Consider the following 24,097-nt stretch of genomic DNA (forward strand, 5'->3'; position numbering starts at 1 on the left):
TGCGCCAGCCTGTTCTATTGTCTCAGTTGGAGACGCTGATTTTAAGCGCCGCCGCCGCGGCGAAAGGAGCCAATGTCAGCGACAGCGCCAATATCGCGCCCAACATGGCCAGCGTGGCGGTGTAATCCATGCCGGCCGCCGCGCTCTGCACCATGCCGGTTCCGAAGATCAGCACGGGAATATACAGGGGCAGCACTAACAATGAAATCAAAACCCCGCCTACACGCAGCCCCACGGTCAAGGCCGCGCCAATGGCCCCAATCAGACTGAGAACCGGTGTGCCCACCAACAGCGACAACATCAAGACGCCAAGCAGACTTTCATCGACGTGCAGCATCAGCGCCAGTACCGGACTCAGCAACAACAAGGGCAGCCCTGTCGTTAGCCAGTGCGCGAAGACCTTCGCCAGAACCAGAATAAACAGGGGCTGAGGAGCCAGAGTCAACTGTTCCAGCGATCCATCTTCATGATCCGCTCGAAACAAGGCATCCAGAGAAAGCAAGGTCGCCAACAACGACGCCACCCAGACCACACCCGCCGCCGCCGGCGCCAAAAAGCTCTTTTCCGGTGAAACGCCCAGAGGAAACAGGCTTACCGCCATCACGAAAAACACCAGCGGATTAGCCAGTTCCTGCGGACGCCTGAACGCCAGCATCAAATCCCGTCTCACCACGGCGCAAAATCCCGCCCATACGCCTATTTCCGTCAAGACGCAGCCCCCAATTGAATGCGGCGCACTTCGCCGGACAAATGCAAACTGTGATGAGTGGTCAAAATCACCGCGCCGCCTGCATTGGCTTTTTCACGCAGTAGCACTTCCAGCTGGGCCACGCCTTTTTTATCAATGGCGGTGAAAGCTTCATCCAACACCCATAAAGGCGCTGAGGAAACGTGCAATCTAGCCAGCGCTGCCCGCCGCTGTTGTCCAGCGGATAAACTGTTGCAGGGCGAATACTCATAGCCGGCCAGGCCAACCGTTTCCAAGGCGGCCATCATGCGCGCTTCATTCACGTCTTCACGCTGGGCGCACCAGGCGCGGAGATTCTCCAGCGGGGTCAACAACGCTTTAACGCCGGTTTTATGGCCCAGGTAAAGCAGAGATGAAAGAAACTGCGGACGCGCCTGCGACATGCGTTCGCCGCGCCAGAACAATTCCCCCTGACGCAGTGGAGCCAGTCCGCATAAAAGTTTGAGTAAGGTGGTTTTCCCAGCCCCGTTGGGGCCTTCAATCTGTACGACGTCCCCTGGATGGACGGAGAAGGACAGGTTTTCGAACAGGATACGGTCATCTCGCTCGCACTGGAGATTCTTGGCCTCAAGCAGAGGAGTTTGACCTGTCATAATTACTAAAGCAGCCTCTTGTGTGCGCCTCTGTCGTGCAGAGCAACGCGGAACAACCGGAGTAAAGCGGCGCAAGAATAACAAATTGGCGATTTTTCTGAAAAGTCGTCAACAATAACGGAAAAGAGTTAGAAAAGTGGCCCGCTCGCGCTTAAGCTTTGTAAAAACGGGCGCATTATAGCCCAGCTTTCCCCGGATGGTCAGTGCATAGCCCTGATTAAGATCATTTTATTGTGGGAGAAATGTTAAAAAGCGATGAAAGTTCAGCCTGACGCCACGGCGACGCCCACTCGCACCAGCTCGCTCCCTCCTAAGATTCAGGCGGAACTGGCGGCTATCGTGCAGAAAGTCGGCAATCTATTCTCCGCCCGCATCACCGACATCTCCCCTTCTCCCAGCACGGCAACGCCCAATCCCAACCCCAACCCCAATCCCAACCCCAACGCGCAAACCTCCGCCACGCCGTCCTGGCGTTTGATATTGAGCGCCGAAGGCCTGCCGCAGCCGCTACAAACAGACATCCGTACAGCGCAACTTCCTCAGGACTGGCTGGTCGGCAGGATGCTGCAACTACAGGTCACCGCACTGGGCCTGAAAGTCGTCGACTCTCTGGCTCCACCGCAAACAGAACCCGCTCAGGCGCTCCTCGCCACAACATTGCAAACGTTATCCAAATGGCTGCCATTACAGGGGGATCTTCGCCGTAACCTGGAGGCGTTAGTTCGATTATCCTCTGATACCCGCTTACCCAGAGACCTGGCGCAAACACTCAACAAACTTAATCAGGCGCTGCCAACGCCGCCGCGGATCAGCGAAGCTGGCGGACTAAAGCAGGCTATCCAGCAGTCCGGCGTAGGACTGGAGCGTCATTTACTACGAACGTTGGCGGAAAATCGCGCAGCGGCTCCCGACAAGTCCGCCATATCCTCTGGCGCGGAACCACGCCTGCTGAGCGCTGCGCCGCAGGATATCAAGGCGTTGCTGACAGTAGCGCTGGGCGCCACGCTGGCGCAGCTCAATCGTCTCCCCAACAGCGCGCTTCCCGCCAACTGGGAACAACTGGTCAGCTGGCTGACCCGACAGACAGCGGAGCAGCCGGGCATGGCGACCGGCGGACATCCACTGCAATTTCCACCGCCAATGGGGCGCGAAGGCGGACGGCCTCCTCTGCCCGCCAACTTGGACGCCGGCGAAATGTTGCGCGCTCTGGCGCAGGCCACCGCGCGTCTGCACAGCCATCAATTGAACGCCTTGCAGCAAAATCTCAGCGCTGGTCCTGACCAAACCGGAGCGCAAGTGTGGTTTGTGGAGGTGCCTGTCGCCGCCCCACGCATGGATAGCATTCAGATGCGCTTTGAAAAGGAACAACGCGGCGGAGCCAAAGACAACAAGAAAAGCCACTGGAAAATCGTACTCGCCTTTGACCTGGAGGGGCTCGGCCCCATGCAAAGCCAAGTCCTGTATACAGAAGGAACCGTGTCCGCCACATTCTGGGCGATGGAGCAAAGGACGCTCGGCTTGGTTACGGAAGAGTTGCCGCGCCTGCGCAAAGGTCTGCAGGATTGGGGCCTTGAAGTCGGCGACCTGGCTGTGCGTAAAGGCGCGCCGCCAACGCCTTCCGCGCCGATTTCCCGCCAACTGATCGACGAACGCGCATGACAAAGAAACAGCAGGATACACATAACAATCACTCCCAGGAAACGTCTCAAAGCGACGTTCAGCAGGCCATTGCCCTGTTTTACGATGGCAAACAGGCTCCCAAGGTCTCCGCCAAAGGCGAAGCGGACCTCGCGGAGGAGATCATCGCCATCGCCCGGGAGCATGGCGTTCCCTTGTACGAGAACCCAGAGCTGGTGCGCTCTCTGGCGCAACTGGATCTCGGCGATGAAATACCCGAGTTGCTGTATCGCGTTATCGCGGAAATTATCGCCTTCGCCTACCACATTCAGGGCAAAACGCCGGAAGGTTTTCAACCGCCGCCCAATTCTGACAGCGACGCGCCATAGCGAATTGGAGTTGCGATCTTGCGCCGTACGCTCTCAACGAAGCGGAATCAATCGTTTACACTATCAATCCGGCAGACAAATAGCGTTCCTCTATTTATCTGCACATATTTTCTGCGAACTGCACCGTATCTAATGGATATTGATCTGCGGTTGAACTTGCCAATGACTTGCCGAACTGCCCTATTGACGGCAGCCAGGCAAATAGAGCGTTGGGAAGTACGTTTTACTTCACTGAGAACAAGGCTGAATTATGGACTCTAAAACCCAAACCGAAATCGAAGCGGCGGTGTTTCGCCGACTGGTCAAACATCTGCAGGACAACACCGAGGTTCAGAATATAGATCTAATGAACCTCGCTGGTTTCTGTCGCAACTGCCTGAGCAAATGGTACCGCGCCGCGGCGGAAGAACGGGGCGAACAGGTGGAAGACGCTGCGGCCAGAGAGATTGTTTACGGTATGCCTTACGATGAGTGGAAAGCCAAGCATCAGAAACCTGCCAGCGACAGCCAGCTCAAACAGTTTGAGCAAAACAAACCCGAATAGTTCTTCCCTCGACTCAGGCTCAGGCCGACGCCTACGGGCCTGAGTCGCCCTCCTCAGGGAAAGTTTTGCAAAGCCATTGCAAAACTTGCAGGCGCAGCGCGCGCTCTTCTGAACAAAACTTACTCTCCCAATGTCCTCATACACACATAACCATTTGATATATAAATAATTTAAAAATATTTTCAAAACCTGGCCCGGTTTCTGCTGTATTCAGGGAAAGCAACTAAACCTAGGAGAGGTTATGAATCAGCACGCTAAAAAACTCGACCTGACTGCTACATCCCCGGATATGGGCATTAAAGAGAACAAGGCGGACTCAGTCGCCGACAAACTGGCGCGCGTGCTCGCCGACACTTACAGCCTGTATCTTTACACCCAATACGCCCACTGGAACGTCCGGGGCATGAATTTCTTCGCGCTGCATGAGCTGTTTGAGAAGCAATACAAAGAGCTCGCTGAAACCATCGACGATATCGCTGAGCGCATGCGCGCCATCGGCTACAAAGCCCCCGGCGCCCTGTCCCGCATGGCGGAGCTTTCCACGATTTCTCCAAAAGAAGAGCGGACAGCGACGGCTTTGATTAAAGAATTGATTACCGCCCACGAGGGCACAGTCGCAAGCTGTAGAAAATGCATCACCGCGGCGCAAAAAGCCGAGGACTTTGCGACTGAGGACCTTATGGTCAACAGACTGGCTTCCCACGAACAGGCTGTCTGGATGTTGGGCAGCCTTCTTGAGGAGTAATCCTCACCCTATCCCACCCAAACGATACCCTCCGCATTTATCCTACCTTCCTTTTTTTTGGCCACTCCGGTGGCCTTTTTTATGAGTAGAGGACAGTGGAGCGCTGCGCCGTCTCAGGGTTAAAACCGGCACGATTTCTGCGTTACTGGTTAGGTTTGCAGGACGTAGAGGGGCTTCGCCCACATCGTTGAAGTTGTTGTATGAACAGATTAAGGATTAAGCAATGGACATAATAGAATTTGAAAAAGCCGTCGACATTGTATGGTCTTCCATTCAGGAATGGGCGGAAACCGCACTGGCCAACCTGCCCAGCGCCATCGTCGCCCTGGTGTTTTTCTTCCTGTTTCTATACATCGCCAAAGCCCTATCCAACCTGACCCGACGGGTGCTGACGCGTTCATTGGACTCAGTGGAAGTGGCCAATCTGCTTTCCACCATCGTGCATATTGTATTGGTTGCGATCGGCGTCTTCGTCTCACTGGGCTTTGTAGGATTGCAGGGCACTGTCACCTCGCTCCTCGCCGGGGCCGGGATCATTGGTCTGGCGCTGGGTTTTGCGTTTCAGGACCTCACCGAGAACTTTATCGCCGGGATATTTATGGGCGTTCGCAAGCCATTTCGGGTGGGAGATATTGTGGCGACCGCAGATATTATGGGAACCGTAGAGGCGATTAATCTGCGTAATACCCATATCCTGACGTTTTCAGGGCAAAGGGTCATTCTTCCTAATAAAGCCGTATTCACCAACAAACTGACAAACTACTCCATCACCCGTCAACGCCGCCTCGAAATCCAGGTCGGCATTTCTTACGCCGACGACATCGACAAAGCCGCCAAAGTCATCACCAAAGCCATCGACGCTCTGAATTTCAACCGTAACGGCACGGAAACCCAGGTATTCGCCACCGGGTTCGGCGACAGCAGCATCAATTTAGTCGTGTGGTATTGGATCGATTATCCCACCGGAAAAGTGGACTTCATGACCGCCCAGCACAAAGGCGTCGTAGCGGTGAAGAAAGCGCTGGACGAAGCCGATATCCTCATCCCCTTCCCGATCCGCACACTGGATTTTGCGGCGAAAGGCGGCTTGCAGCTTGATCAGATCATCAGCGCTCGCACTGAAGAGATGGAGTCCTCGGCGGCTTAAGTCAGCATGCAGGGAACAACTTAAAATTGATAGCCGTCCTCTTGAGCCTCTAATCCACTGATATGAGGACGGCCGACTCAAAAAGCAAACTCAAGTATATCTTCACTGCCTTGATAGATTTGTAATAAGCCCGATTTCAATTCCTCGAACCTGTTGAAGCCTTCCTTGAAGTAAAAGTGCATCGATTTACCATCCGTCATCTCTACACGAATACCATCGTTGGCGACCACGCATTTCTTTATGCAGTTAAATCCGCCATTAATTTGATCATCAAACTCAAAATAGATTCCATCCTCGGAACCAGTATCCTCAGTCAACCCTCTCTGCCAGAGAATATATCTATCACCATAACCCTCTACAGCCACAATTAGGACATCGTTTTCAACCGTAACAATCTCATATTGGTTGCTCATGATGTAGCCCACCCTTAATTCATTGACTTACTTCCAACAACCGGCGCAGTTTATGCTCCATGCCCCGGCTATATTTATCTGTGTATGCTTTAAACTCCTGAATATCAGCAAGCCATTTTGCTATATACCCTGCATGAGCCTTACTGGATTCCGTTTCCATCAACCACAACCTTTCATACTCACGAATCCTTCCCTTCAGTGAATTATATTTTTCGTAGCAGGGCTCACAGAGAACTTTTCCGTAATAATCTTTTTTCAGCACCTCTATCTCGTACTTTTGTTGCTCCGCAGACCAGATAGTCGTCTTTTTACATTTCCTGCACACATACTGACTGTCGTAATAAAAATCAAATAGTGGGTTATGGAAGTCATGAGAGTTTTTTATGGTTTCAGGCCAAAGCTCTTTATTCGCCTTTACTCTATTCGGTTTTATTTCAGACATACTAAAAGCACATACAGGTTACTATGCATATTGATCATCAACCAGATATTAGGAATCAAGCAGCAGCTCAGCCATAGAGTATTTGCATTCATACCCCATTTCGACAGAGTCCCATCGTATAGAGCCGCGATGCATCCACAGATAATGTTCGGTATTACACGGGGAAACTCTCTCTCCATTGACGAAAGGAAAGATATCTATTTCTTCAATCCTTTCGCCATTTCGCAGTCCAAAATAATACGAACCAACCACTTCGACCTTCATTAGCACAGTATCGGCGACCAAACCATAAAACCGGAAATAAAAGCCTGGATTAAACTCATCCGGCCAGAGCTTTCGTATTTCGAGCTTGCATCCCAAACGCTCACTTAGCTCGTCCAGCTTTTCTTTAGCGGTAAGTTCAATGTCCACTTATGTTAATCCGTCCTATTCAGCATGATTGTTGCCAGAAAGCATAACGACTCGCACGCTCACTACCGTTACGCATTACCCAAAGCGAACGTCTTTCACTCTCTTTTTGAGGTTACCCAGAGCAAACGGTGCTTGGAAATAATCGCATCAATCTTACCTTCTTGCGCCAATTGCTTTAAGCCGTGATTGAAGTCTTGGGAGGTTTTCATAAAGTTCTTCGTTTTCCTGGAGAACATCAGGTATTGATTTTCCACTTTGATCGGAGGGTCGAGCCAGATGAACTTGTTGGCGGAGTCGGGAAATTCCGTGTTGATAATATACTGCCCCATAAACTTATCAATCAGCACAAGATCAATCCAGCCGCGGGAGAGGCTAAGAAGATTCTGGCGATCTTCGGTGACCTCTATGGTATCCAATCTGGCCTGTTCAAACTCAGGGGGATTCACATAGCCCCGCACCACGCCAATTTTGTATGGCTGTAAATCAATCAGTGCGTCATAGGAAATATGACGCTCTTTCAGTGCGTAAAAGCCTAGTTCGTTAGCTGGAAGAGGGTCTGAATACTCAAACCACTGCTCCCTGTTTTTTCGATACCACCCAGTGTAGACCCCATCAAAATCCCCCGCCTGCGCCATACCATACGCCCTTTTCCAGGGTAAAAACTTCACTTCCACGTCATACCCGACTCGTTGAAAGGCGGTGAAGATAATCTCCGTAATAAACCCCTTACTCTCTAAATGCTCACCGTAATAAGGAGGGTACTCGGTCGCGGCCAGCACCACTTGGCGCTCCGCCGCTTCAGCGACGCGGAATAAAGCAAGACAGACTACTAGCACGATAACGCTATAGAACAGATTATTAGGCCTCACTCGATTAAAGCAGCGCCGCAAACAGGAGTCTCTTAGGAATAAAAGAGGCTTGCTGTGGCGTTTGGCTATGCGCTGATTACTGAGTGGAAGGGTCATACCAGAGGGCGTTTTTCGCTTATGGTTATTATCACCAATATAGCAGTAGTGGCGATTTTTTCGTACGCGCCTGACACCGACACAACTGATCCGCCAAAGCGATACCAAGCGCCGAAGTCGGCTTTACTCAGGTAATTAGCAGACCTAAAAGAGGCGCTCGCTCCAGTCGATCAAGCTAACCCAATACTTTGTAAGTTCTGCAAGCCTTTTACCCAAGATTACCAATCAAACGAGAGAGTTGCGCAATATTGCGACAATATGCGCATAAAAAGCGCTAAAATCCGTAAAAATAACTTGGCACGCTTCTAGCAATCTCTTAAGTGACAACGAGGCATAGAGACCTGTTACCCGGTCTCGAAAGAGAACCGGGACTTTAAAAGATAGAAAAGGAGATCGTTATGAAGACGCCAAAAACTTTTACGAAGAAACCTGCTTATGCTGCTCTTATTGCTGCGACCCTGGCTGGCGCGATGACCGTGGCCCCCGCTTACGCAGCTGGCGATAAAGTTAAAACGGAAGAGACTGTTAGTCAGCAAGCGGAAGAGATGAGTGCAGATGCGAAGAAATATTTCAAGGACGGTTGGACTGAAGGCAAGATTGAAACCGCCATTTTGTTCAACGAGAACCTGAGCGCGTTCGAAATTGACGCATCCGTAAACGGCTCCAACGCGACCCTGGTGGGAACAGTCAGTTCAGAGGTGGAGAAAGAGCTGGCGGAACAGATCACCCTGAGCGTAGAAGGCGTCAAGGATGTGGATAACCAGTTGCAGGTAGCCTCCACACCGGCCAAGAAGGAAAACGCGGATAACGAGAGTTTTAAAAGCTCCGTGGCTGACGCCACTATTACCGCTAAGGTAAAAATGAAGCTACTGGCCAACGAGTCGGTCGCCGGTCTTGATATAGATGTAGATACAGAGGGCCGCGTGGTAACGCTGAATGGCGCGGTGGATTCAGAGGCTGAGAAGGACCTTGCCGAGAAACTCGCCAGCAATGTCGACAATGTGGATTCCGTTAAAAACAAGTTGATGATCAACTAAATAACTGCATTCCATGCGCATAGACGTCAACAGGGCCCGAAGCCTCACGGCTTCGGGCTTTTTTCGCTGTCAGAATGATAACAATCAGATTTGCTTCAAAGCCCATATTGGACGACAGTTCCGCGTCCCGGCTTACCACCGGACCGTTGCGCCTCGCACATCCACATGGATAAATGGCCCGTGGTAGCTATTGGCGGAATATACGCCCAAACCGCCAATGAAGGATTTGTACTCCGGCGTTTCGGCAAACTGCTCAATCAGCTGCGCCAGATATTCTGCGTCGTTCTTGTCGACTTTACCGTCCTTATTCAGGTCATCCATTTTACCGTCTTTGGGGTCCTCATCGATAAAGACGTCCGCCGCTCCACCCCACTGATGGCGACTGTACATGGCGTTGCGAATGGAAGTGTTGTAGTACGGAGTGCGAAAGCCGCTCATAATAACGAACGATGAAACCGGCACACCCGCCACATTCACCTGCTCTGTCAAATACTCCAGCTTGAGCAGCAGCTTTTCCCTCAGCACCAGAAACTTGGGGAACTCTGAGGGTTGCCGACATAGAAACTGTTCCAAACGATAATTTGGCGTCAGTTCGATATCCAGCATGTCCTTGGTGACTTCGAGATAACCGGGAGGCGGAAGATAGATAGCCTGATTGAGATAGGCCTCACTAGGATAGTGACCTATCTGATAGCCATTCAACATCCCCTCTTCAACTTGGTTCGCCGGCACCAGAACAAACAGGTTCAAGGTGATTTGCGCCCCAGTGGATGGCCTGCGAATGGTCAAGCGACTGACCCCGGGATGCGCAGGAGCGTTCCAGCGATAACGATCGCCCGGCTCCTTGACGACATCGCCCTGGCCGCTTATTTCAATCTGCTCGCTCTCCGGCAGATTAATTTTGAAGACAAATTCTTCTGACGCCTGTAGAAATGCGGACATAACCCGATAGTCACTGGTTTCGCCTTTGAAGCTGATACTGAAGTCGACTTTACCGGGTTCAAATCCAAAAGCACGGGTCATCAGCAGACAGAGCGTAATGACCGTTAGTGCTCTAACCATTCATTATCCTCCGGCGCCAGCGTCTTTCCTTCAAACGCCATCTGCAGTCGGGCGTCTCTTCCATATACATCCTTACGGAATTGCGCTACGCCGGAGTCATCCATCCAGGCGGTCCAGTATTGCAGATGCACTGGAACCGGGCTCGGTAAACGCAGTGTCGTCGGCTCTCCCGACGCGAGTATTTTGTCCAGCTCAATGCCGGTTTTTCTCTTACTGCCGATCAAGGCAGCGGCTAATTCCAGGGGCCGCTCCAGACGGATGCAGCCTGAGCTGAAGGCTCGTTGTGATTTATAGAACAAGCTTCTGCTCGGCGTATCGTGAAGATACACATTAAATTCATTGGGAAACATAAACTTGATACGTCCTAACGCATTCATCGGGCCCGCCGCCTGTTGCAGCCGATAGGGGAACTTGCCGCCTTTGACTTCTTCCCAGTTAATGGTTTCCGGGTCGAGCGCAGCCTCTTCCCGTCCCCAGCCTTTGTATACCCTGAATCCCATTTTGTTGATAAATTCCGGGTCTTCGATAAAACGCTCCAGCATATCTTCTTCGGCAATCTGGGTGGGCACCTCCCACAGTGGGTTCACCACCAGATAAGTCATCAAACCACTGAAAGCGGGCGTGCGCCGGTAAGGCTTACCCACCACCACACGCATGCTTAACTCGGTGCGGCCGTGATCCACCAGATCCAGGCGGTAATCGGCGATATTCACCACCACATAACGGTCGCCCAGATTCGTTGGCGTCCAGCGACGACGCTCCAGATTGCTGCGCACCTGTTCGATACGCTCGGAAATCGGCGTATTCAGCATCGCCAGGGTTTCTTTTCCTACGATAGCGTCCGGTTTCAGGCCATGACGCTGCTGGAAAAAGCGAACGGCTTTCACCAGGCCCTCATCAAAAAGGGTCTCATCATCGCCCGCTGAGGTATCGATCACAGGCCGTTCCATGTCGCCGCTGGCGATCAAGCGACGGCGTAATTCAATGACTCGCGAATCAGATTGTCCAGGCCGCAGCGTCGGACCGTAGGACACCATGGGCCAACCGCCTTGGGCTTCCGTTTCGCGCAGATCCGTCAGCAGTTGCGACAGACCTTTGTACACTTCCGGCGTCGGCACCATGGCGTTCATATCCTCCAACAGACGATCCTCTGCAATCGCCTGATAGAGGCGAGGCGCCAGTTCGCCGGTTGTGCGCTCTTCACGCCAGACGGAATCGATCGACCTGGGGTCGAAGCGGCCGGTCAGACGGTCGCTGGACAGCGCCACCATGGCGTCCGTCAGTAATAACTCCAACTCAAATGCGCGCCCAAACGTTTCTGGCGCAGCCCGATATTGACCCAACAGCTCTGACAACACCGAGGTGTGGTATCTTTGCGACGGCAAGCCTTCCTGATCGGTATGCTCCAACGTCCTTACCAATGCATAGGCGCGCTCCGTCAAGGTTTCATCCGCAAACCAAACGGGCTTGTATAAACTCATATCGTAAATCTGCCGGACTTCGGCGGGATGCAGCATTTTTTGCTGAGAGGGAAAAGATAATGGCTGGCCGGCGGCCCACTCCAACAATTGCGACGGCAAGCCTGCGATCGGGCTCGCCTGGGTCATCGTCACCCACAGGGACAAGATGCAACACCATGTCCAGCGTGGTAATACAGACGTCACTTGGTTCTACTCCTTAAGATTCAGCGGTCTTACCAGATAGATATTAAAAACCGGGGCCGGCTTTATAACGGGCGCCATTATAAGCGGTTGAATGAATACTATCTATATTAGCTGATTCAGCAGGAGGTCGCCTGAACCTGGCGCGAGGGTTCGTTCGCCCAGGGTGAAAACTTCAAGGCGACGCGAAAACGTTCTGTCGCAGAGTCATAATCCCAACGCTCAAGCAGCGTTAGACGACGGTCACGTCTCACCACTATGCGATTGAAAGAATTAGGTTTTCCGCTGCGAATACGGGTCGACGTCGCCGTCCCCGCCTGCATGACGAAAACACCCGATGGAGCCTCTGGAAAGCTTTCTCGCAGAGGCAAAATGAAGGGATAGTGAATGTGGCCGCCAAGCACCAGATCCACCCCAGCTTTGATCCAGGATTTCAACGCATATTCGCGGCCAATGAGAAGGTTTTTCTGGTCGGACGGCAGCACCACCTGACAAGGGTGATGCGCCACCACAACCCGCAGTTTGTCAGGCGCGGAGGCCAGACGGCGCGCCACGGCGTCCGCTCTTTGCGGGCTGATTTCCCCATCCACGTGGCGATATTTATGAGTGGTGTTTACTCCTACGACCAGCGCCAGATTATTCTCAAATTCCGGCTCCAGATTAGACCCAAAGATTTCACAATATTTTTTATATGGGGCCGTCAAACGGCTCCAGAGATTAAACAGAGGGATGTCATGATTTCCCGGCACGGCGAGTACATGTTCCGCCTCAATTCTCTCCAAAAAGGCCCGCGCGGCGGCGAACTGAGGGCGGGTGGCGCGCTGGGTAATATCGCCGGAAAACAGAAGCAACTCGGGGCGCATGTCATTGAGGGTCTTCACCAACGCTTCCTGTACGCTCCAGTCTTCCGTTCCGAAATGGGGATCAGATAGCTGAATAATCTGCATAACGAATCATTTGGCGTTTTTCTCTGGTTTCTGCGGGGCCACGAACAGAGCGGCGCTTGGCAGCGCCCGCATCCTCACGGGCGTCGATACTTTACGAATCTCACCGTCCACCACTATCCGCAACGACTTGCGGTGAGAGCTGATTTCCAATTCCCGACAAACCATATATTCATAATACTCAGGACTCTCCGGCATGCCTAACGCCATACGCCCCAGCAACTTCATCAACTGCAGACGCTCCTTGGCTTTCAGCACAATGGCGACAAAACCCTGATCATCCGCCGCTTTCACATCCTGCAGGTTCAACAGCTCCAATTGCATATGGCTGATGGTGCTGAACAGCAGCGGCGTATTGATGGCGCGGGAGAGACCTTCCGACGTTAATTTCATCCGTTGCGGCCTGGCCTGGGTCAGGCAGGTCCACACGCCTGACAAAAACGCCACCCAGCGAAACCGCCCAAATCGCTTCTGATGAGATTCACGCGCCTGAATAATACGAGGGTACAGTCCCAAGCTGGCGTTAACCGCGAACAGTATGTCGTTGACCTGGTATAAAGGAATCGCCTTAACCACGCCATTAAGGGCGACGTCCAGGGCTTCCGCAAAGTTCTCCGGCAACTTATGCTCTTTCGCAAACAGGTTGAAAGTGCCGCCGGGAACAACGGCGAAGGTCACCCCTTGCTCCAGGATGTGAGGCAAGGCGGCGTTGATCGTGCCGTCTCCGCCAACCACGACCAGAACGGCCTGGTTCTGCCTCGCTTCCTGCGCCGCCCTGCGGATGGTTTCCTGCAGGCCGATGCCCTGACGAATGCTGTGCGTAGACAGTATCCGATCTCTTACACTCGCCGGCGCTGACTCCAACTGCGCCATTGAATCTCCAGAACGTCCCTTGCCGGAGCCGAGGTTAACCAGCATCACTAGCTTACGCTCTACCGTAGGAACGTTATGTCTCTTTATTTCAGCTACTTGCATAGTGGTTACCATTTATAGCGCAAAGGTTGCGCCTCCTGAAAATCCCGTTATCCCAATCCGCTTCACAGCCATAAAAAGGGCCGCCGATCAGCTCACTTACGAGTTCATCGGCGGCCCCACTCCGCCAGGACTCTTTACTACGTCATAGGCTCTTAACAATCCTGGTCTCTTGCGTTGACGCCCTCTTTAACGCTTTCACATGCGTCTTCCAGTCTGTTGCCTGCGTCATTCAGAGCTCTGTCCACCTCTTCGCCGATTTGCTCCGCTTCGCCATCGCCCGCATCACAAGCGGTTAGTGAAAAAGCCAACGGGGCGGCTATAACCATCGCCTTCAACAGGTCGGTGAATGTAGTCATCGTCATCTCCTCGTTTCCTAACAGTTATTTTGTTTCATTGGCGGCGTCCTACCGCTGTCTTTCCTCAGGTTCTCAATACAAGCCTATAATCGGTTTCTGCGGAATCCTCCGGCGATAATGCTGATCACGAAAAGCACCAGAAAGATAACGAACAGAATTTGTGCAATATCGGCAGTCGCTGCGGCAATACCGGTAAATCCAAGTACGCCTGCTACCAGCGCTACGACAAAAAATACAATTGACCAGTACAACATATCCTTTCTCCTTACTTGTTTCCGAACTCAACAGGTAATAATCAGGACTTGGACCAACTTATATTTTTATTTTAAATATCAATAAATTAAAGAAATAATCCGGTGTTGGTGGAGGAAGTAAGACGAGGCAATCACATGTAAAGCTTACAAACCCGCTGCAATTATGGGTGGAGCGCAAGAATCCCATGAGCGTGGACGTGGACGTGGACGTGGACGTGGACGTGGACGTGAAAAAGCATAACTAAACACCTGCAATCGTACTCGAAGGCGGATTGAACAGTTCTACGCTGCAACAATAGGAGTGTAAGAAGGGAATCGGCATGCAGAAAAAGGCGGGGCCGTCTGCGGTCACTAACAGACGGCCCCTATAGCAGAACCGGACTAACGTACGGAGCAGCTAATAAGGCGCAGCCCGAAGGCTGCGTAAATCGCTTTTCTAAGGGGATAAATCAACTTTCGACGAATGCGCGCTCGATAACATAGTGTCCCAGTTCGCCTTGGCGGGCCTCAGTGAAGCCGCGGGAATCCAGGATGGCGCAGGTGTCTTTCAACATGCTGGGGCTGCCGCACACCATGAAGCGGTCATACTCAGGGTCCATCTCCGGCAAACCAATGTCGGAAAACAGCTTGCCGCTTTCCATCGAGTCAGTGATACGGCCCTGTGTGGGATAATCTTCACGGGTGACAGTGGGGTAGTAAATCAGTTTTTCCTGTACGAGCTCACCGAAGAATTCGTTCTGCGGCAACTCTTCGCGGATCAGATTCTGATAAGCCAGCTCGGAAACATAACGCACGCCATGGGTCAGAATGACTTTATCAAAGCGCTCATAGGTTTCCGGATCTTTGATAATGCTCATGAAAGGAGCCAAACCGGTGCCGGTGCTGATCAGATATAAATTACGCCCTGGCAGCAGGTGATCCACGATCAGGGTGCCGGTGGGCTTGCGGCTCATGATGATTTCATCGCCGACGCTGATTTTCTGCAAACGGGATGTCAAAGGACCGTCAGGCACTTTGATGCTGAAAAACTCCAGTTCTTCTTCGTAGTTGGCGCTGGCGATGCTGTAGGCGCGCATCAGCGGGCGACCGCTGTCTTGCTCCAGGCCAATCATAATGAAATGTCCGTTTTTAAAACGGAAAGACGGATCGCGACTGGTGGTAAAGCTAAACAGAGTGTCGTTCCAATGACGCACGCTGGTGACCGTTTCTTTACGCATTCCTGACATAATCTGCATTGACTCCTGATAAAGGCGCTAAAGTTTTCATTGATCGATATTTAACCCAAGTATAATCTATCTGTAAAACAGGATTATTCAATAACTCTTATCGGATTTATCGATAATGCACTACACCCTGCGACAATTGGAAATATTTCTGGCCGCCGCGCACTTCGAGAACATCACCCAGGCCGCGAAAAGCCTGTCTATGTCTCAATCCGCAGCCAGTGACGCGCTGCGTAATCTGGAGTCCCAATTCAATATTCAATTGTTCGACCGCATCGGCAAAAGCCTCCAGCTCAACGAACTGGGGCGCATGCTGCGTCCCCGGGTGGAAGCGCTGATAGAGCGCGCTCGCGACCTGGAGTTGGACTTTCAACAGCATACGGATATCGGATCACTGAAAGTGGGCGCCACGCTGTCCATCGGTAACTATCTGGCGGTCAGCATCATGGCGGATTTCATGCAGCAACATCCCGGCGCCAAGGTATCCCTGGAGGTGGCCAATACCACCACTATCGCAGGCAAGGTGCTTAATTTTGAATTAGATGTGGGCCTGGTGGAAGGGGAAATCAATCACAATGAGCTGGAAGTGATTCCCTGGCGCGACGATGAGCTGAAAATCTTCTGCGCTCCCGACCATCCGCTGGCGCAGAAGAAAGTGCTGAGCGACGAGGATCTGGTGCGCGCCAGCTGGATATTAAGAGAACGAGGATCGGGAACACGGCAGGCGTTTGAATGGGCGATGCACGGCATTCTTCCTGACCTCAAGGTCTCCATCGAGCTACAGCACACCGAGGCAATAAAACGCGCCGTGGAGGCCAAGCTGGGCATTGGTTGTCTGTCGCGGGTGACACTGGTGGACGCATTCAAGCGCGGTAGTCTGGCGCCGTTGGAGGCGCCGCATCGGAACTTCCAGCGCCGCTTCTACTTTATTCTGCATAAAGAAAAGTACCGCAGCGCCGGCATCGAAAACTGGCTGGAGTTATGCCGCCAGCTTACCTGAGACAAGCCAAAAGCATCAAAAAAGTCAGGAGAAGTTAACGCCATACAGAAACAAGTCGACATCGTCATTGGGAAGTCGGGTGGTCTTCTCCATCGCCATGCCGATTTTCTCCAACAAGCGAATCGAGCTGGCGTTACTCTGGTCCACAATGCCGACAATGCGGCTCATTCCCAGTTTAGTCGCGCCGTAATCCAGCACCGCCCTGGCCGCCTCGTAGGCGTACCCCTGCGAACGGAACTGAGGCATGAAAGCGAATCCTATATCCACATCATCCAGCCCTTCCCGCTTGATCAATCCGCACATGCCGACTGGAGCGCCATCCTGCTTAAGCTCCACCAGATAGAGCCCGAATCCTTCCCTTTCATACATCGCCAACGGACCATTTTGGATATACTGACGCGCGCCCTCCCGCGTTCTTATCCCACGGTCGCCGATAAAGCGTATCCATGATGGATCGTTCAACAGCGCCAAAATAAAATGGTCATCCTCCAGCTGCAGCCACCGAAGCGTTAAACGCTCTGTCTCCAATACCTTCATAGTTATAACCGCCTGTTTACTATTAATCCTATCCAGGTTCCCTTTCCGCCAACGCCGATAGCGCCTGACGTCTATCTCCCGTGCAGCCAAGTGAGCTTATCTACACACTGCTCAGTAATGCTGTTGGGCGCTGGCCAGTACCTTTTCCACCCACTCTGGGTCGTCAGGAGCCACGATCACGAAGCGACATCCCTGCCGCTCACACTCAATTCCCACACCGGGCAAGTCGTCAATCATCAGGTCAATGCCAAACAGCCTGGGGGCCTTGCTGAAGCGAGAGTAACGCTGATTAGCGGCGACCGCTTCACGATGATCGTCCTGGTTGACCACTTCCCCCAATCTGACGCCCCACAGACGAAACCAAGCCTTAACAAGCCAGGGCTTACGCAGAGAGGTGGTGTATATCCAGATTTCATGATCTTTGGCCAGGGTTTGCATGAGCGTCGGCGCTCCGGTACGCAAGGCTTCACGGAACCATAATCCTGCTGGCGGTCCAAGTCGACGCTCCCCAACCACAAAGGGGCCCGTGGTGGGAATCAGGGTGTCATCCAGATCAAATGCGATACGCACGTCATTGCCCCGCTGCAGTAAAACGTTTGCGAAAACCTTGCGGCGTCACGCCTTTATGCTTCTTGAACAAACGGTTGAAGTTGGAAAGATTATTAAACCCGGTCTGTTCTGCAATAAGCGCTATCGGCGCCGCGGTATTGATCAGTTTTGAACAGGCCTGCCCCAGGCGAATCTGGGTCAAATACTGATTAAAGCTTTGATTCATGTGCTTACTGAAGAAGCGGCTGAATTTGCTCACGCTCATGTTGTGTCGTCGCGCCATATCGCCAATCGTCAGCTTATCGGCGAACGCCTGATGGGCGGCCTCCAAAATACCGTCCAGGATATCCTGTTCACGCCGATTAGTGGCGCCGGAATAAAAATTCGCCGACGCCAGCGGGCGATAAGGCGTCTGCGCCAGATCCCCCAGTAACGAAAGCAAGGTAAGCAGACGACTCCGTGGGTCTTGCTCTGGAAGCCCTTTAAACAGTCGATCCACCACTGAGTAGTCCGCTGGTCGAAAGCGCAATCCACGTCGACTTTGCCTGAGTAATTCGCCCACATCGCCATATTCGGGAAAACTCTCCAACAAGCGATCCACCCACTGCTGATTGAACCACAGCACGTAAACCGTATGCGGCGCTTTTTCATCAGGCCGTTGCGAGGAGCGCCAGCTATGGGGCAGATTCGGCCCTATCAATACCAGATCGCCGGATTCGTAGCGATCCACATGATCGCCCACATAACGTTGACCGGCGCTATTCAGAGTGTAGGTAAGCTCGTATTCAGGATGGTAATGCCACTGAAACGGCAGTTCGTCCAGCTGACGCAGAAAAAAGCGCCATGACGCGTCCTCCGGATATCTGACTTTTTCATAGAGCGCTTTCATAGCCTTTCGCCGCACCGCTGAACTGTTTGGCCATCATCGCAAAACAACCATGAGGGTCATACTATTCTGGCCATATATTTAATTAGAATGACCGAAAAGTATCATTCTCCGCCCTATTTCCACAACCTGCCCCGGGTTACGCCAAGCAGAATAGTCCTATTCCCAATCAGCATCAGCGTAGGCAAGAACAGGAGATAACAATATGAAACAGCGTGATGAATATAAAGCTCCCGGTAATCGCAGCGTTTCCGATCCCTGCGGCGTGCAGCTGAAAGATATTCGCAAACAGCTTCCTTTGCGCGTGCTCAGCGAATCCGATTTTGAGTTCTGGCGCGCCTGGGGGTATGTCATCATTCCCAATGCAGTGGATGCGGAACAGGTGCGGGCAGTGCAATCATTGCTTTGGGAGTTTACGGAAATGGACCCAGAGGACGCCGCCACCTGGAGCAAACCGCAATTACGTCAGCATGAAATGAAGGAACTCAATAACAGCGGCATGGTGGAGTGTTACCACCATCAGGCGTTATGGGTCAGCCGTCAGACACAGCGTGTTTATGATGCATTTGTGGATATATGGGACCGAGAAGATTTATGGGTCACCATTGACCGCGCCAATCTGAATACGCCCAATCGCGATGGCCGTCAATTCAGCGGATTCATCCATTGGGACGCAGATTCGACAATGGTTCCGCCTCCTATTGGCGTGCAAGGCGTGCTGGCGCTGTCCGATACGGACGAACGTTGCGGCGGCTTTCAGTGCGTACCGCAACTTTTTCATGACTTCGAGCGATGGAAACAAAGCCAACCTGCCGGCCGCGATCCCTGGGTTCCCGATCTGACGGGCTATGAGCCGGAGTTCATCCCAATGCGCAAGGGCGACTTGCTTATCTTCAACAGCCTGTTGGCCCATGGCATTCGTCCCAACCAATCTGACCGGGTGCGTATGGCCCAGTACATCTCTATGGCGCCGGCGAATGAGTCTGATGAAGAAATGCGGCAGTGGCGAGTGGACTCATGGCGTGAGCACACGCCTCCTCAGGGATTCGCATTTCCCGGCGATCCCAGAGAGTGGGAGAAAACGCGCTACCCGCAAGCCCGCCTGTCGCCGCTTGGCGAGAAATTATTGGGCCTGAAGTCCTGGCGCGAGAGTCATGTCGAGCCAGCTTAATCCGCTTTGGCGAATTCCGGCGGCGGCTTGATCAACTCAAAACCGCTGTCGGCTTTGCCTTCTTCGATGAAGAAGTCATCGCTGTCCTGCGGGAAATTATATTGAAAGGTGTCCTCGGTAATAGAAATCACCCGGAACGAGTTGGACTTGCCGTCGTCATAAGTTTCCAAATACATACCGCCTTCGTAGTCCCATGCGCCTTTCTCAAGCGCCAGCGTGTACTTTTTCGCAGATATATCCATGGACAGATATTCCTGCTCAAAACGACCGTCCGCTGTCCGCGTAATTTTCCAATACTCCTCCAGCCCCGAATAATTACCCTCGTCATCCGCGCTGCCATCGCCCTGCCAAACGCCCACCAGAGCGGCTTTAGCTTTGGTGGCGTCCTCCTTCAACTCAACATCCGCATGACATGCACTCAGCGACAAAGACGCCGCCAAAAGGGAAATGAAATAGATCCGTTTCATAAGGGAGAGCCAATCTCTTTGTGATGTGTTCTTGTCATAACCGAGGCCGTCGCCATCATCCTGAGCGACCACGCATGCTTACGCACACCCTATTCTTAGATGGCGATTGGGGGAAAAGCAAATTAGATCAGCTATTAGTCTCTCACAGCGGGTCTGTCAGATTCAGACTAGCCAACCCTATGCGCTAAAAGGCTTTTTCGAACAACTTCCGGGCCATCTCAGAGCTCATTCCAGCCTAATTTGTGAGGAGATTAAAAGCTTGGAACACCAAAAGATTACCTATATTGAGCGTCCGTCGCAGTGAAACCAGCAATATCATTTGCTCCCAGACCTTCACGAAGCTCAGCTATTAATCCGTTGGCAGCCTTTACTGCATCAATAGAGAATGCCTTGTCGTCTATGCCAGGAAATGAGAATCTGAGTAAATCCAAACCGGTAAGCGCTTTATCTAAAGAACCAAATCCAGAAATCTTATTGTACAGTCGAGCCGCAAGGTTTCTTCGGTAGGCTATATTTATGTCCAATACAGGCTCAACAGCTTTATCACCAACGATTACAAGTCCTTTCGGTGGAAGCTCGCGATAATCATGGTCTTTTTTTGTATAAATCAGAGCTCCACCTGAAGAAACAGGGCTGTAAGTTCGAGCTTTTTTAGGCAGTACGCGCACGACATCAGAAACGTTTCCATCCCCCACTAATAACTCAAAAAACTCATCATTGCCCATTGTAACGAGCTTATCTAGTGGAAGATCTACCGCTAAATTTACTATACTCCCCCATACCTTATGATCTTTACCTTCACAGATAACATCTTCAACAAACTCTTCCAAATGAACTGACTGTGAATGATCACAGATGCTTTTCAGATACATACAAATATTAAGCTCAGAAACCTTTGATACAACCTGCCTCAAATCTTGTATCAGATCATCAGGAATTTTTCTTAAGTCCATAATAGAGTTTGGCTCGCAATAAACTTCCTTACCTAACTTTTCTTCTATCTTCAAAACCACGCTACTTTTCATTCTTTCCTCACTGAGGCTTTTTTGAGATTATCCTAAACTTAGAGGGCACATCTTCAACAATTTCGACACTACCGTCTTTCATTTTTATATATACATCCTCTTTTTTAAATACCTCAAAGTCAAACTCAGAATACCCTAATTTGTCTCTCGCCCTACCAAATGACATTTTCTTGATTGCCTCCCTCATGGCTTCACCCTCATCCAGAAAACCTTCATTATGGTTTAGTTTAATTGCGATATACTCTCTCTTAAAATTATCACTATTTTTACTCATCAAAGATCCGTTCATATTTGGAGGATCAACATCAACCCCCATAACACTCTTGTATTTATCAATACCCAACTCTAAAAAGAAATCCGTTATAGACTCACCATCTTTCAGCCGGATAACCTTTTCATCGTCAGTAATATTTTCAATTACAAATTCAGGACCATAATCATACACCGCGATACTCCCAAGCACATTTTTATCGTCTATCTTAACCTCAATATCTCGTGGATCTCCCATTTCTTTTATTACAAGATCCTCCTTGGAGACCACTATTGATTCAAGTTTAGACGTATCCTTCCCTTTTTTATGAAGCAACTCAAAATCTTTTGTGGTGATTTTATTTTGAGGTGGTGTGCCTAGCTTATTGCCCCCCTCCTCCGATCCCGAGCCATATATCAAGTCAGAAGAGGGCTCAATCCCCGAGACTTCCACAACCGTCTCCCCGTCCGTCACTTCGCTAATAGATGGAGCCTCAACACTAGCAGGTTTATTAAGCTTGGCTTCGACGGAGCCATTTGTACTGCCTTTCTTTTTGATAAAGCGGTACTTTTTCTTAAGCTGTTTGGCTAGATTACGGAGTAACTCACCAAGCTTGGCGAGTTTTGGCATTAAGCGCGCTTTACTGACAGCCATCCCTGCCGCCCCCACACCACCAGTTGCAGAAGCTAACAAAGCGGCCAGCACAATCTCAAACGCACCACCTCCAGCGAACTCCGCCAGCTCGGTGATATGTTGTGACGTGGCGAACTCTTTTGCAAAAGACGCCAAAATAGCCTGGGTTTCTTCATCTTCGTATACAAAGGAAGCGATTTCCTGAGCCTCAGCTATCAGCTCAGGTGTAATCATATTTGGATCAAAGCCTAAGGCTTTAACTAAAGCGTCATGATTAGATTTATCAAAGTTCTTTATAAAGTCAGACTTCCAGTCATCAGTTTCAGTGTTATAAGACTCCCATGAGGTTTTGATTGCCCGATTGAGCACAGCGTTGGGACTAGCAAGATCAAGTACATTGTCAAGGAACTCCAACATTCCAACGCCAGCGTCAAAAATGCCCTTTGCAACACGGTTCTCCAGATCTGTTTTCTTCTGGAGAATACTCAGTTTCGAAAACGCCTCATCTCTCCTAGCAGCCTCTTCCTTTTCTTCTATAAGAATACCCTCAAGCGCTGAGGCGATCTGACTCCTAGCAGCATTAATTGCCCCCTCATCCGGCGCCTCGCCAAACTCGGCCTCAACGTCACTGGCGGGCAAATCCGAAAGCTTGGCCGCACCCCCACCATCCAAAACGCCTGTGTATACAGAGCCATCTGCGACTACCGTCACTTTGTACGGCAGACCAGCGGCAGGTTGGCTATTTTGGAGTTCGCAGACCAATTCAAGAGTATGTTTATCCTCCGAAAACTTCTGTAGTGGACAGGAGCCCGCCAAGTCATCCACATTACCAGACTGGTTCGCAGCCTTAGCGTCTATAGCATCACTCTTTCCACTCATGAAACCATATCCTCTATTTGCATATTGGCGTTGCGCCAGTGGTCGTAAAATGCTTTAAATCTGTCGCTGATCGAGCCTAATGTTCGTTTCTCCAGAAAGTCCCGTTTGATCCACTGGTTGTCTGGTTTATCCATGAAATCCCATCCCAAAAAAACGCACGTTTTTATGTAGTAATAGGCGTCGCGACGCGCTTGCAGACCTAAACGCTTAAACTGAATAAGGGCGTCGCTTATGCGGGTGCGCAATTCGAGTTCTGAGTAGTGCTGTAATCTTTGTGGGTAGGCTTCGCGAAAGTCGTTTTCCAAAGTGCGAATAAAAGACTTGTAGACAGAGCTACGTAGCCTCTCTATCTGATCCCGCCTGATTTTAAATGTGGAACTAGAGAAATATTCCACATGCCGCCGTTGCGCATTGATCAGCGTGGGCCGGGAGCGTGTAAGTTCTTCATCCTCGGAGACAGGTGCTCGACTTGTTATAAGATCATTTCGATCCCGTTCAAACTTAAGCCAGAAATTCGCATCTTCGTCCTCCATCCAAAACTCGCCAATCTCGCCCATCAGCTTTTCGAGCTGCCCCTCGTCGCAAGTTGGGAGAAACTCACGCAAGATGCGAGGGTCATAATAGCGAAAGTACCAGTTCTCATGATTGGGTCCACGTACTTTTGAAACTCGTCGAAAGTGACGGACAACTTCTTGTAAAGATTTATCGGAAGCGAGATATATGCCCCACCCTTTTCCCCATCCTTGCTCAAATACCCATGAAGCAAAACGGCTGGTTAAAGTTACAACATGAGGCGAGGCGGATAACAATGTTTCACTGGCGTGTGGCCAGAACAGGCTGGAATGCTGGCAGCCACTGCGTTTAATGGCTGGATAAAGCCGACTATCGATCGCGCAATCAAGAATCGCATAGTAGTAGCAGAATTGCGGACTGCGCCATCTGAGTTGCTGCAAATAGGGTTTAGCCGTCATCAACGAGCACCAAACGTCAAAACCGGACACAACATAGCGACAAAGTGATAAAGCATGCCGAATACATCCCTTGTGATACTTCAATTCCGGGCCAATCTCAGAAATAGCGGCTCTGGGAAAAAGAGTGAATGGTATACAAAAAGATACAAAGCGCGGGATTGTATTTTATTTAGCCAATCAGACAATTCTCTGATTGGACTATG

The 24,097-nt window shown here is 51.2% G+C and carries 28 protein-coding genes; 8 read left to right on the plus strand and 20 right to left on the minus strand.

Going from position 1 to position 24,097, the window contains the following annotated elements; all coding sequences use genetic code 11:
- Window positions 1-22: 22 nt before the first annotated feature.
- Together ccmB and ccmA are read right to left on the minus strand one after the other, a co-directional pair.
- Window positions 23-709 (minus strand): heme exporter protein CcmB, encoded by a 687-nt coding sequence (ccmB, locus tag O5O45_RS14970; RefSeq protein WP_305906009.1) that lies wholly within the window; start codon window positions 707-709, stop codon window positions 23-25.
- Window positions 706-1,341, minus strand: a complete 636-nt coding sequence (ccmA, locus tag O5O45_RS14975) for a cytochrome c biogenesis heme-transporting ATPase CcmA (RefSeq protein WP_305906010.1) — start codon at window positions 1,339-1,341, stop codon at window positions 706-708. The genes ccmB and ccmA overlap by 4 nt, the downstream gene beginning before the upstream one ends.
- 255 nt (window positions 1,342-1,596) lie before the next feature.
- Between ccmA and fliK the strand changes: the two genes are divergently transcribed.
- The 5 genes from fliK to O5O45_RS15000 all read left to right on the plus strand — a co-directional run bounded on the left by fliK (window position 1,597) and on the right by O5O45_RS15000 (window position 5,783).
- On the plus strand, window positions 1,597-3,000 hold the full coding sequence (gene fliK / locus O5O45_RS14980) for a flagellar hook-length control protein FliK (RefSeq protein WP_305906011.1): 1,404 nt from the start codon (window positions 1,597-1,599) through the stop codon (window positions 2,998-3,000).
- Entirely contained in the window at window positions 2,997-3,347 is a 351-nt protein-coding gene (locus O5O45_RS14985; protein ID WP_305906012.1) for an EscU/YscU/HrcU family type III secretion system export apparatus switch protein, read from the plus strand. Before fliK ends, O5O45_RS14985 begins: the two co-directional genes overlap by 4 nt.
- A 250-nt stretch (window positions 3,348-3,597) precedes the next feature.
- Window positions 3,598-3,891 (plus strand): DUF1244 domain-containing protein, encoded by a 294-nt coding sequence (locus tag O5O45_RS14990; RefSeq protein WP_305906013.1) that lies wholly within the window; start codon window positions 3,598-3,600, stop codon window positions 3,889-3,891.
- A gap of 241 nt (window positions 3,892-4,132) precedes the next feature.
- Complete coding sequence (locus O5O45_RS14995; RefSeq protein ID WP_305906014.1) at window positions 4,133-4,636, plus strand: Dps family protein; 504 nt, start codon at window positions 4,133-4,135, stop codon at window positions 4,634-4,636.
- Between the two features lie 223 nt (window positions 4,637-4,859).
- Complete coding sequence (locus tag O5O45_RS15000) at window positions 4,860-5,783, plus strand: mechanosensitive ion channel family protein (RefSeq protein WP_305906015.1); 924 nt, start codon at window positions 4,860-4,862, stop codon at window positions 5,781-5,783.
- Between the two features lie 77 nt (window positions 5,784-5,860).
- On the opposite strand, the gene O5O45_RS15005 is transcribed toward O5O45_RS15000, so the two are convergent.
- From O5O45_RS15005 to O5O45_RS15020, 4 genes are all read right to left on the minus strand, one after another.
- Window positions 5,861-6,196, minus strand: coding sequence for a hypothetical protein (locus O5O45_RS15005; protein ID WP_305906016.1), 336 nt, complete (start codon window positions 6,194-6,196; stop codon window positions 5,861-5,863).
- Window positions 6,197-6,215: 19 nt separating this feature from the next.
- Window positions 6,216-6,638, minus strand: coding sequence for a hypothetical protein (locus O5O45_RS15010; RefSeq protein ID WP_305906017.1), 423 nt, complete (start codon window positions 6,636-6,638; stop codon window positions 6,216-6,218).
- A gap of 48 nt (window positions 6,639-6,686) precedes the next feature.
- Complete coding sequence (locus O5O45_RS15015; protein ID WP_305906018.1) at window positions 6,687-7,049, minus strand: hypothetical protein; 363 nt, start codon at window positions 7,047-7,049, stop codon at window positions 6,687-6,689.
- Between the two features lie 95 nt (window positions 7,050-7,144).
- Complete coding sequence (locus tag O5O45_RS15020; RefSeq protein WP_305906019.1) at window positions 7,145-7,885, minus strand: substrate-binding periplasmic protein; 741 nt, start codon at window positions 7,883-7,885, stop codon at window positions 7,145-7,147.
- A gap of 527 nt (window positions 7,886-8,412) precedes the next feature.
- Between O5O45_RS15020 and O5O45_RS15025 the strand changes: the two genes are divergently transcribed.
- A complete protein-coding gene (locus tag O5O45_RS15025) occupies window positions 8,413-9,051 on the plus strand; it encodes a BON domain-containing protein (protein ID WP_305906020.1) in 639 nt (212 codons plus the stop codon).
- 132 nt (window positions 9,052-9,183) lie between these two features.
- Here O5O45_RS15025 and O5O45_RS15030 read toward each other — a convergent pair whose 3' ends face one another.
- The 7 genes from O5O45_RS15030 to O5O45_RS15060 form a co-directional block, all read right to left on the minus strand.
- Complete coding sequence (locus O5O45_RS15030) at window positions 9,184-10,113, minus strand: M15 family metallopeptidase domain-containing protein (RefSeq protein ID WP_305906021.1); 930 nt, start codon at window positions 10,111-10,113, stop codon at window positions 9,184-9,186.
- Window positions 10,098-11,777, minus strand: coding sequence for a L,D-transpeptidase family protein (locus tag O5O45_RS15035; RefSeq protein WP_305906022.1), 1,680 nt, complete (start codon window positions 11,775-11,777; stop codon window positions 10,098-10,100). The genes O5O45_RS15030 and O5O45_RS15035 overlap by 16 nt, the downstream gene beginning before the upstream one ends.
- 116 nt (window positions 11,778-11,893) lie before the next feature.
- The gene (locus O5O45_RS15040) at window positions 11,894-12,721 is read right to left on the minus strand and encodes a metallophosphoesterase family protein (RefSeq protein WP_305906023.1); all 828 of its coding nucleotides are present in this window, start codon (window positions 12,719-12,721) and stop codon (window positions 11,894-11,896) included.
- Window positions 12,722-12,727: 6 nt separating this feature from the next.
- Window positions 12,728-13,693 carry a diacylglycerol/lipid kinase family protein gene (locus O5O45_RS15045; protein ID WP_305906024.1) on the minus strand — a complete coding sequence of 322 codons (966 nt, stop codon included), beginning with the start codon at window positions 13,691-13,693 and terminating at the stop codon, window positions 12,728-12,730.
- A 152-nt stretch (window positions 13,694-13,845) separates the two neighbouring features.
- Complete coding sequence (locus tag O5O45_RS15050; protein WP_127972002.1) at window positions 13,846-14,049, minus strand: hypothetical protein; 204 nt, start codon at window positions 14,047-14,049, stop codon at window positions 13,846-13,848.
- 83 nt (window positions 14,050-14,132) lie between these two features.
- Window positions 14,133-14,303 carry a DUF1328 domain-containing protein gene (locus tag O5O45_RS15055; RefSeq protein WP_011398159.1) on the minus strand — a complete coding sequence of 57 codons (171 nt, stop codon included), beginning with the start codon at window positions 14,301-14,303 and terminating at the stop codon, window positions 14,133-14,135.
- Window positions 14,304-14,752: 449 nt separating this feature from the next.
- The gene (locus O5O45_RS15060) at window positions 14,753-15,529 is read right to left on the minus strand and encodes a ferredoxin--NADP reductase (protein ID WP_305906025.1); all 777 of its coding nucleotides are present in this window, start codon (window positions 15,527-15,529) and stop codon (window positions 14,753-14,755) included.
- Between the two features lie 115 nt (window positions 15,530-15,644).
- Here O5O45_RS15060 and O5O45_RS15065 point away from each other — a divergent pair, with 115 nt between their 5' ends.
- Entirely contained in the window at window positions 15,645-16,526 is an 882-nt protein-coding gene (locus tag O5O45_RS15065; RefSeq protein WP_305906026.1) for a LysR family transcriptional regulator, read from the plus strand.
- A gap of 24 nt (window positions 16,527-16,550) precedes the next feature.
- On the opposite strand, the gene O5O45_RS15070 is transcribed toward O5O45_RS15065, so the two are convergent.
- The 3 genes from O5O45_RS15070 to O5O45_RS15080 form a co-directional block, all read right to left on the minus strand.
- On the minus strand, window positions 16,551-17,063 hold the full coding sequence (locus O5O45_RS15070; RefSeq protein WP_305906027.1) for a GNAT family N-acetyltransferase: 513 nt from the start codon (window positions 17,061-17,063) through the stop codon (window positions 16,551-16,553).
- A 111-nt stretch (window positions 17,064-17,174) separates the two neighbouring features.
- Window positions 17,175-17,633, minus strand: a complete 459-nt coding sequence (locus tag O5O45_RS15075; protein ID WP_305906028.1) for an HAD family hydrolase — start codon at window positions 17,631-17,633, stop codon at window positions 17,175-17,177.
- 1 nt (window position 17,634) lies between these two features.
- Entirely contained in the window at window positions 17,635-18,501 is an 867-nt protein-coding gene (locus O5O45_RS15080) for an AraC family transcriptional regulator (RefSeq protein WP_305906029.1), read from the minus strand.
- A 202-nt stretch (window positions 18,502-18,703) separates the two neighbouring features.
- Here O5O45_RS15080 and O5O45_RS15085 point away from each other — a divergent pair, with 202 nt between their 5' ends.
- Window positions 18,704-19,669 carry a phytanoyl-CoA dioxygenase family protein gene (locus O5O45_RS15085; protein WP_305906030.1) on the plus strand — a complete coding sequence of 322 codons (966 nt, stop codon included), beginning with the start codon at window positions 18,704-18,706 and terminating at the stop codon, window positions 19,667-19,669.
- On the opposite strand, the gene O5O45_RS15090 is transcribed toward O5O45_RS15085, so the two are convergent.
- The 4 genes from O5O45_RS15090 to O5O45_RS15105 all read right to left on the minus strand — a co-directional run bounded on the left by O5O45_RS15090 (window position 19,666) and on the right by O5O45_RS15105 (window position 23,894).
- Entirely contained in the window at window positions 19,666-20,136 is a 471-nt protein-coding gene (locus O5O45_RS15090; RefSeq protein WP_305906031.1) for a lipocalin-like domain-containing protein, read from the minus strand. The genes O5O45_RS15085 and O5O45_RS15090 overlap by 4 nt on opposite strands.
- Before the next feature lie 275 nt (window positions 20,137-20,411).
- The gene (locus tag O5O45_RS15095) at window positions 20,412-21,161 is read right to left on the minus strand and encodes a hypothetical protein (protein ID WP_305906032.1); all 750 of its coding nucleotides are present in this window, start codon (window positions 21,159-21,161) and stop codon (window positions 20,412-20,414) included.
- Window positions 21,162-21,168: 7 nt separating this feature from the next.
- A complete protein-coding gene (locus O5O45_RS15100; RefSeq protein ID WP_305906033.1) occupies window positions 21,169-22,923 on the minus strand; it encodes a hypothetical protein in 1,755 nt (584 codons plus the stop codon).
- Window positions 22,920-23,894: a DUF4123 domain-containing protein gene (locus tag O5O45_RS15105; protein ID WP_305906034.1), complete on the minus strand. Its 975-nt coding sequence runs from the start codon at window positions 23,892-23,894 to the stop codon at window positions 22,920-22,922. Before O5O45_RS15105 ends, O5O45_RS15100 begins: the two co-directional genes overlap by 4 nt.
- Window positions 23,895-24,097 lie beyond the last annotated feature (203 nt).

The sequence above is a fragment of the Hahella sp. HNIBRBA332 genome (assembly GCF_030719035.1).
Taxonomy (GTDB): Bacteria; Pseudomonadota; Gammaproteobacteria; order Pseudomonadales; family Oleiphilaceae; genus Hahella.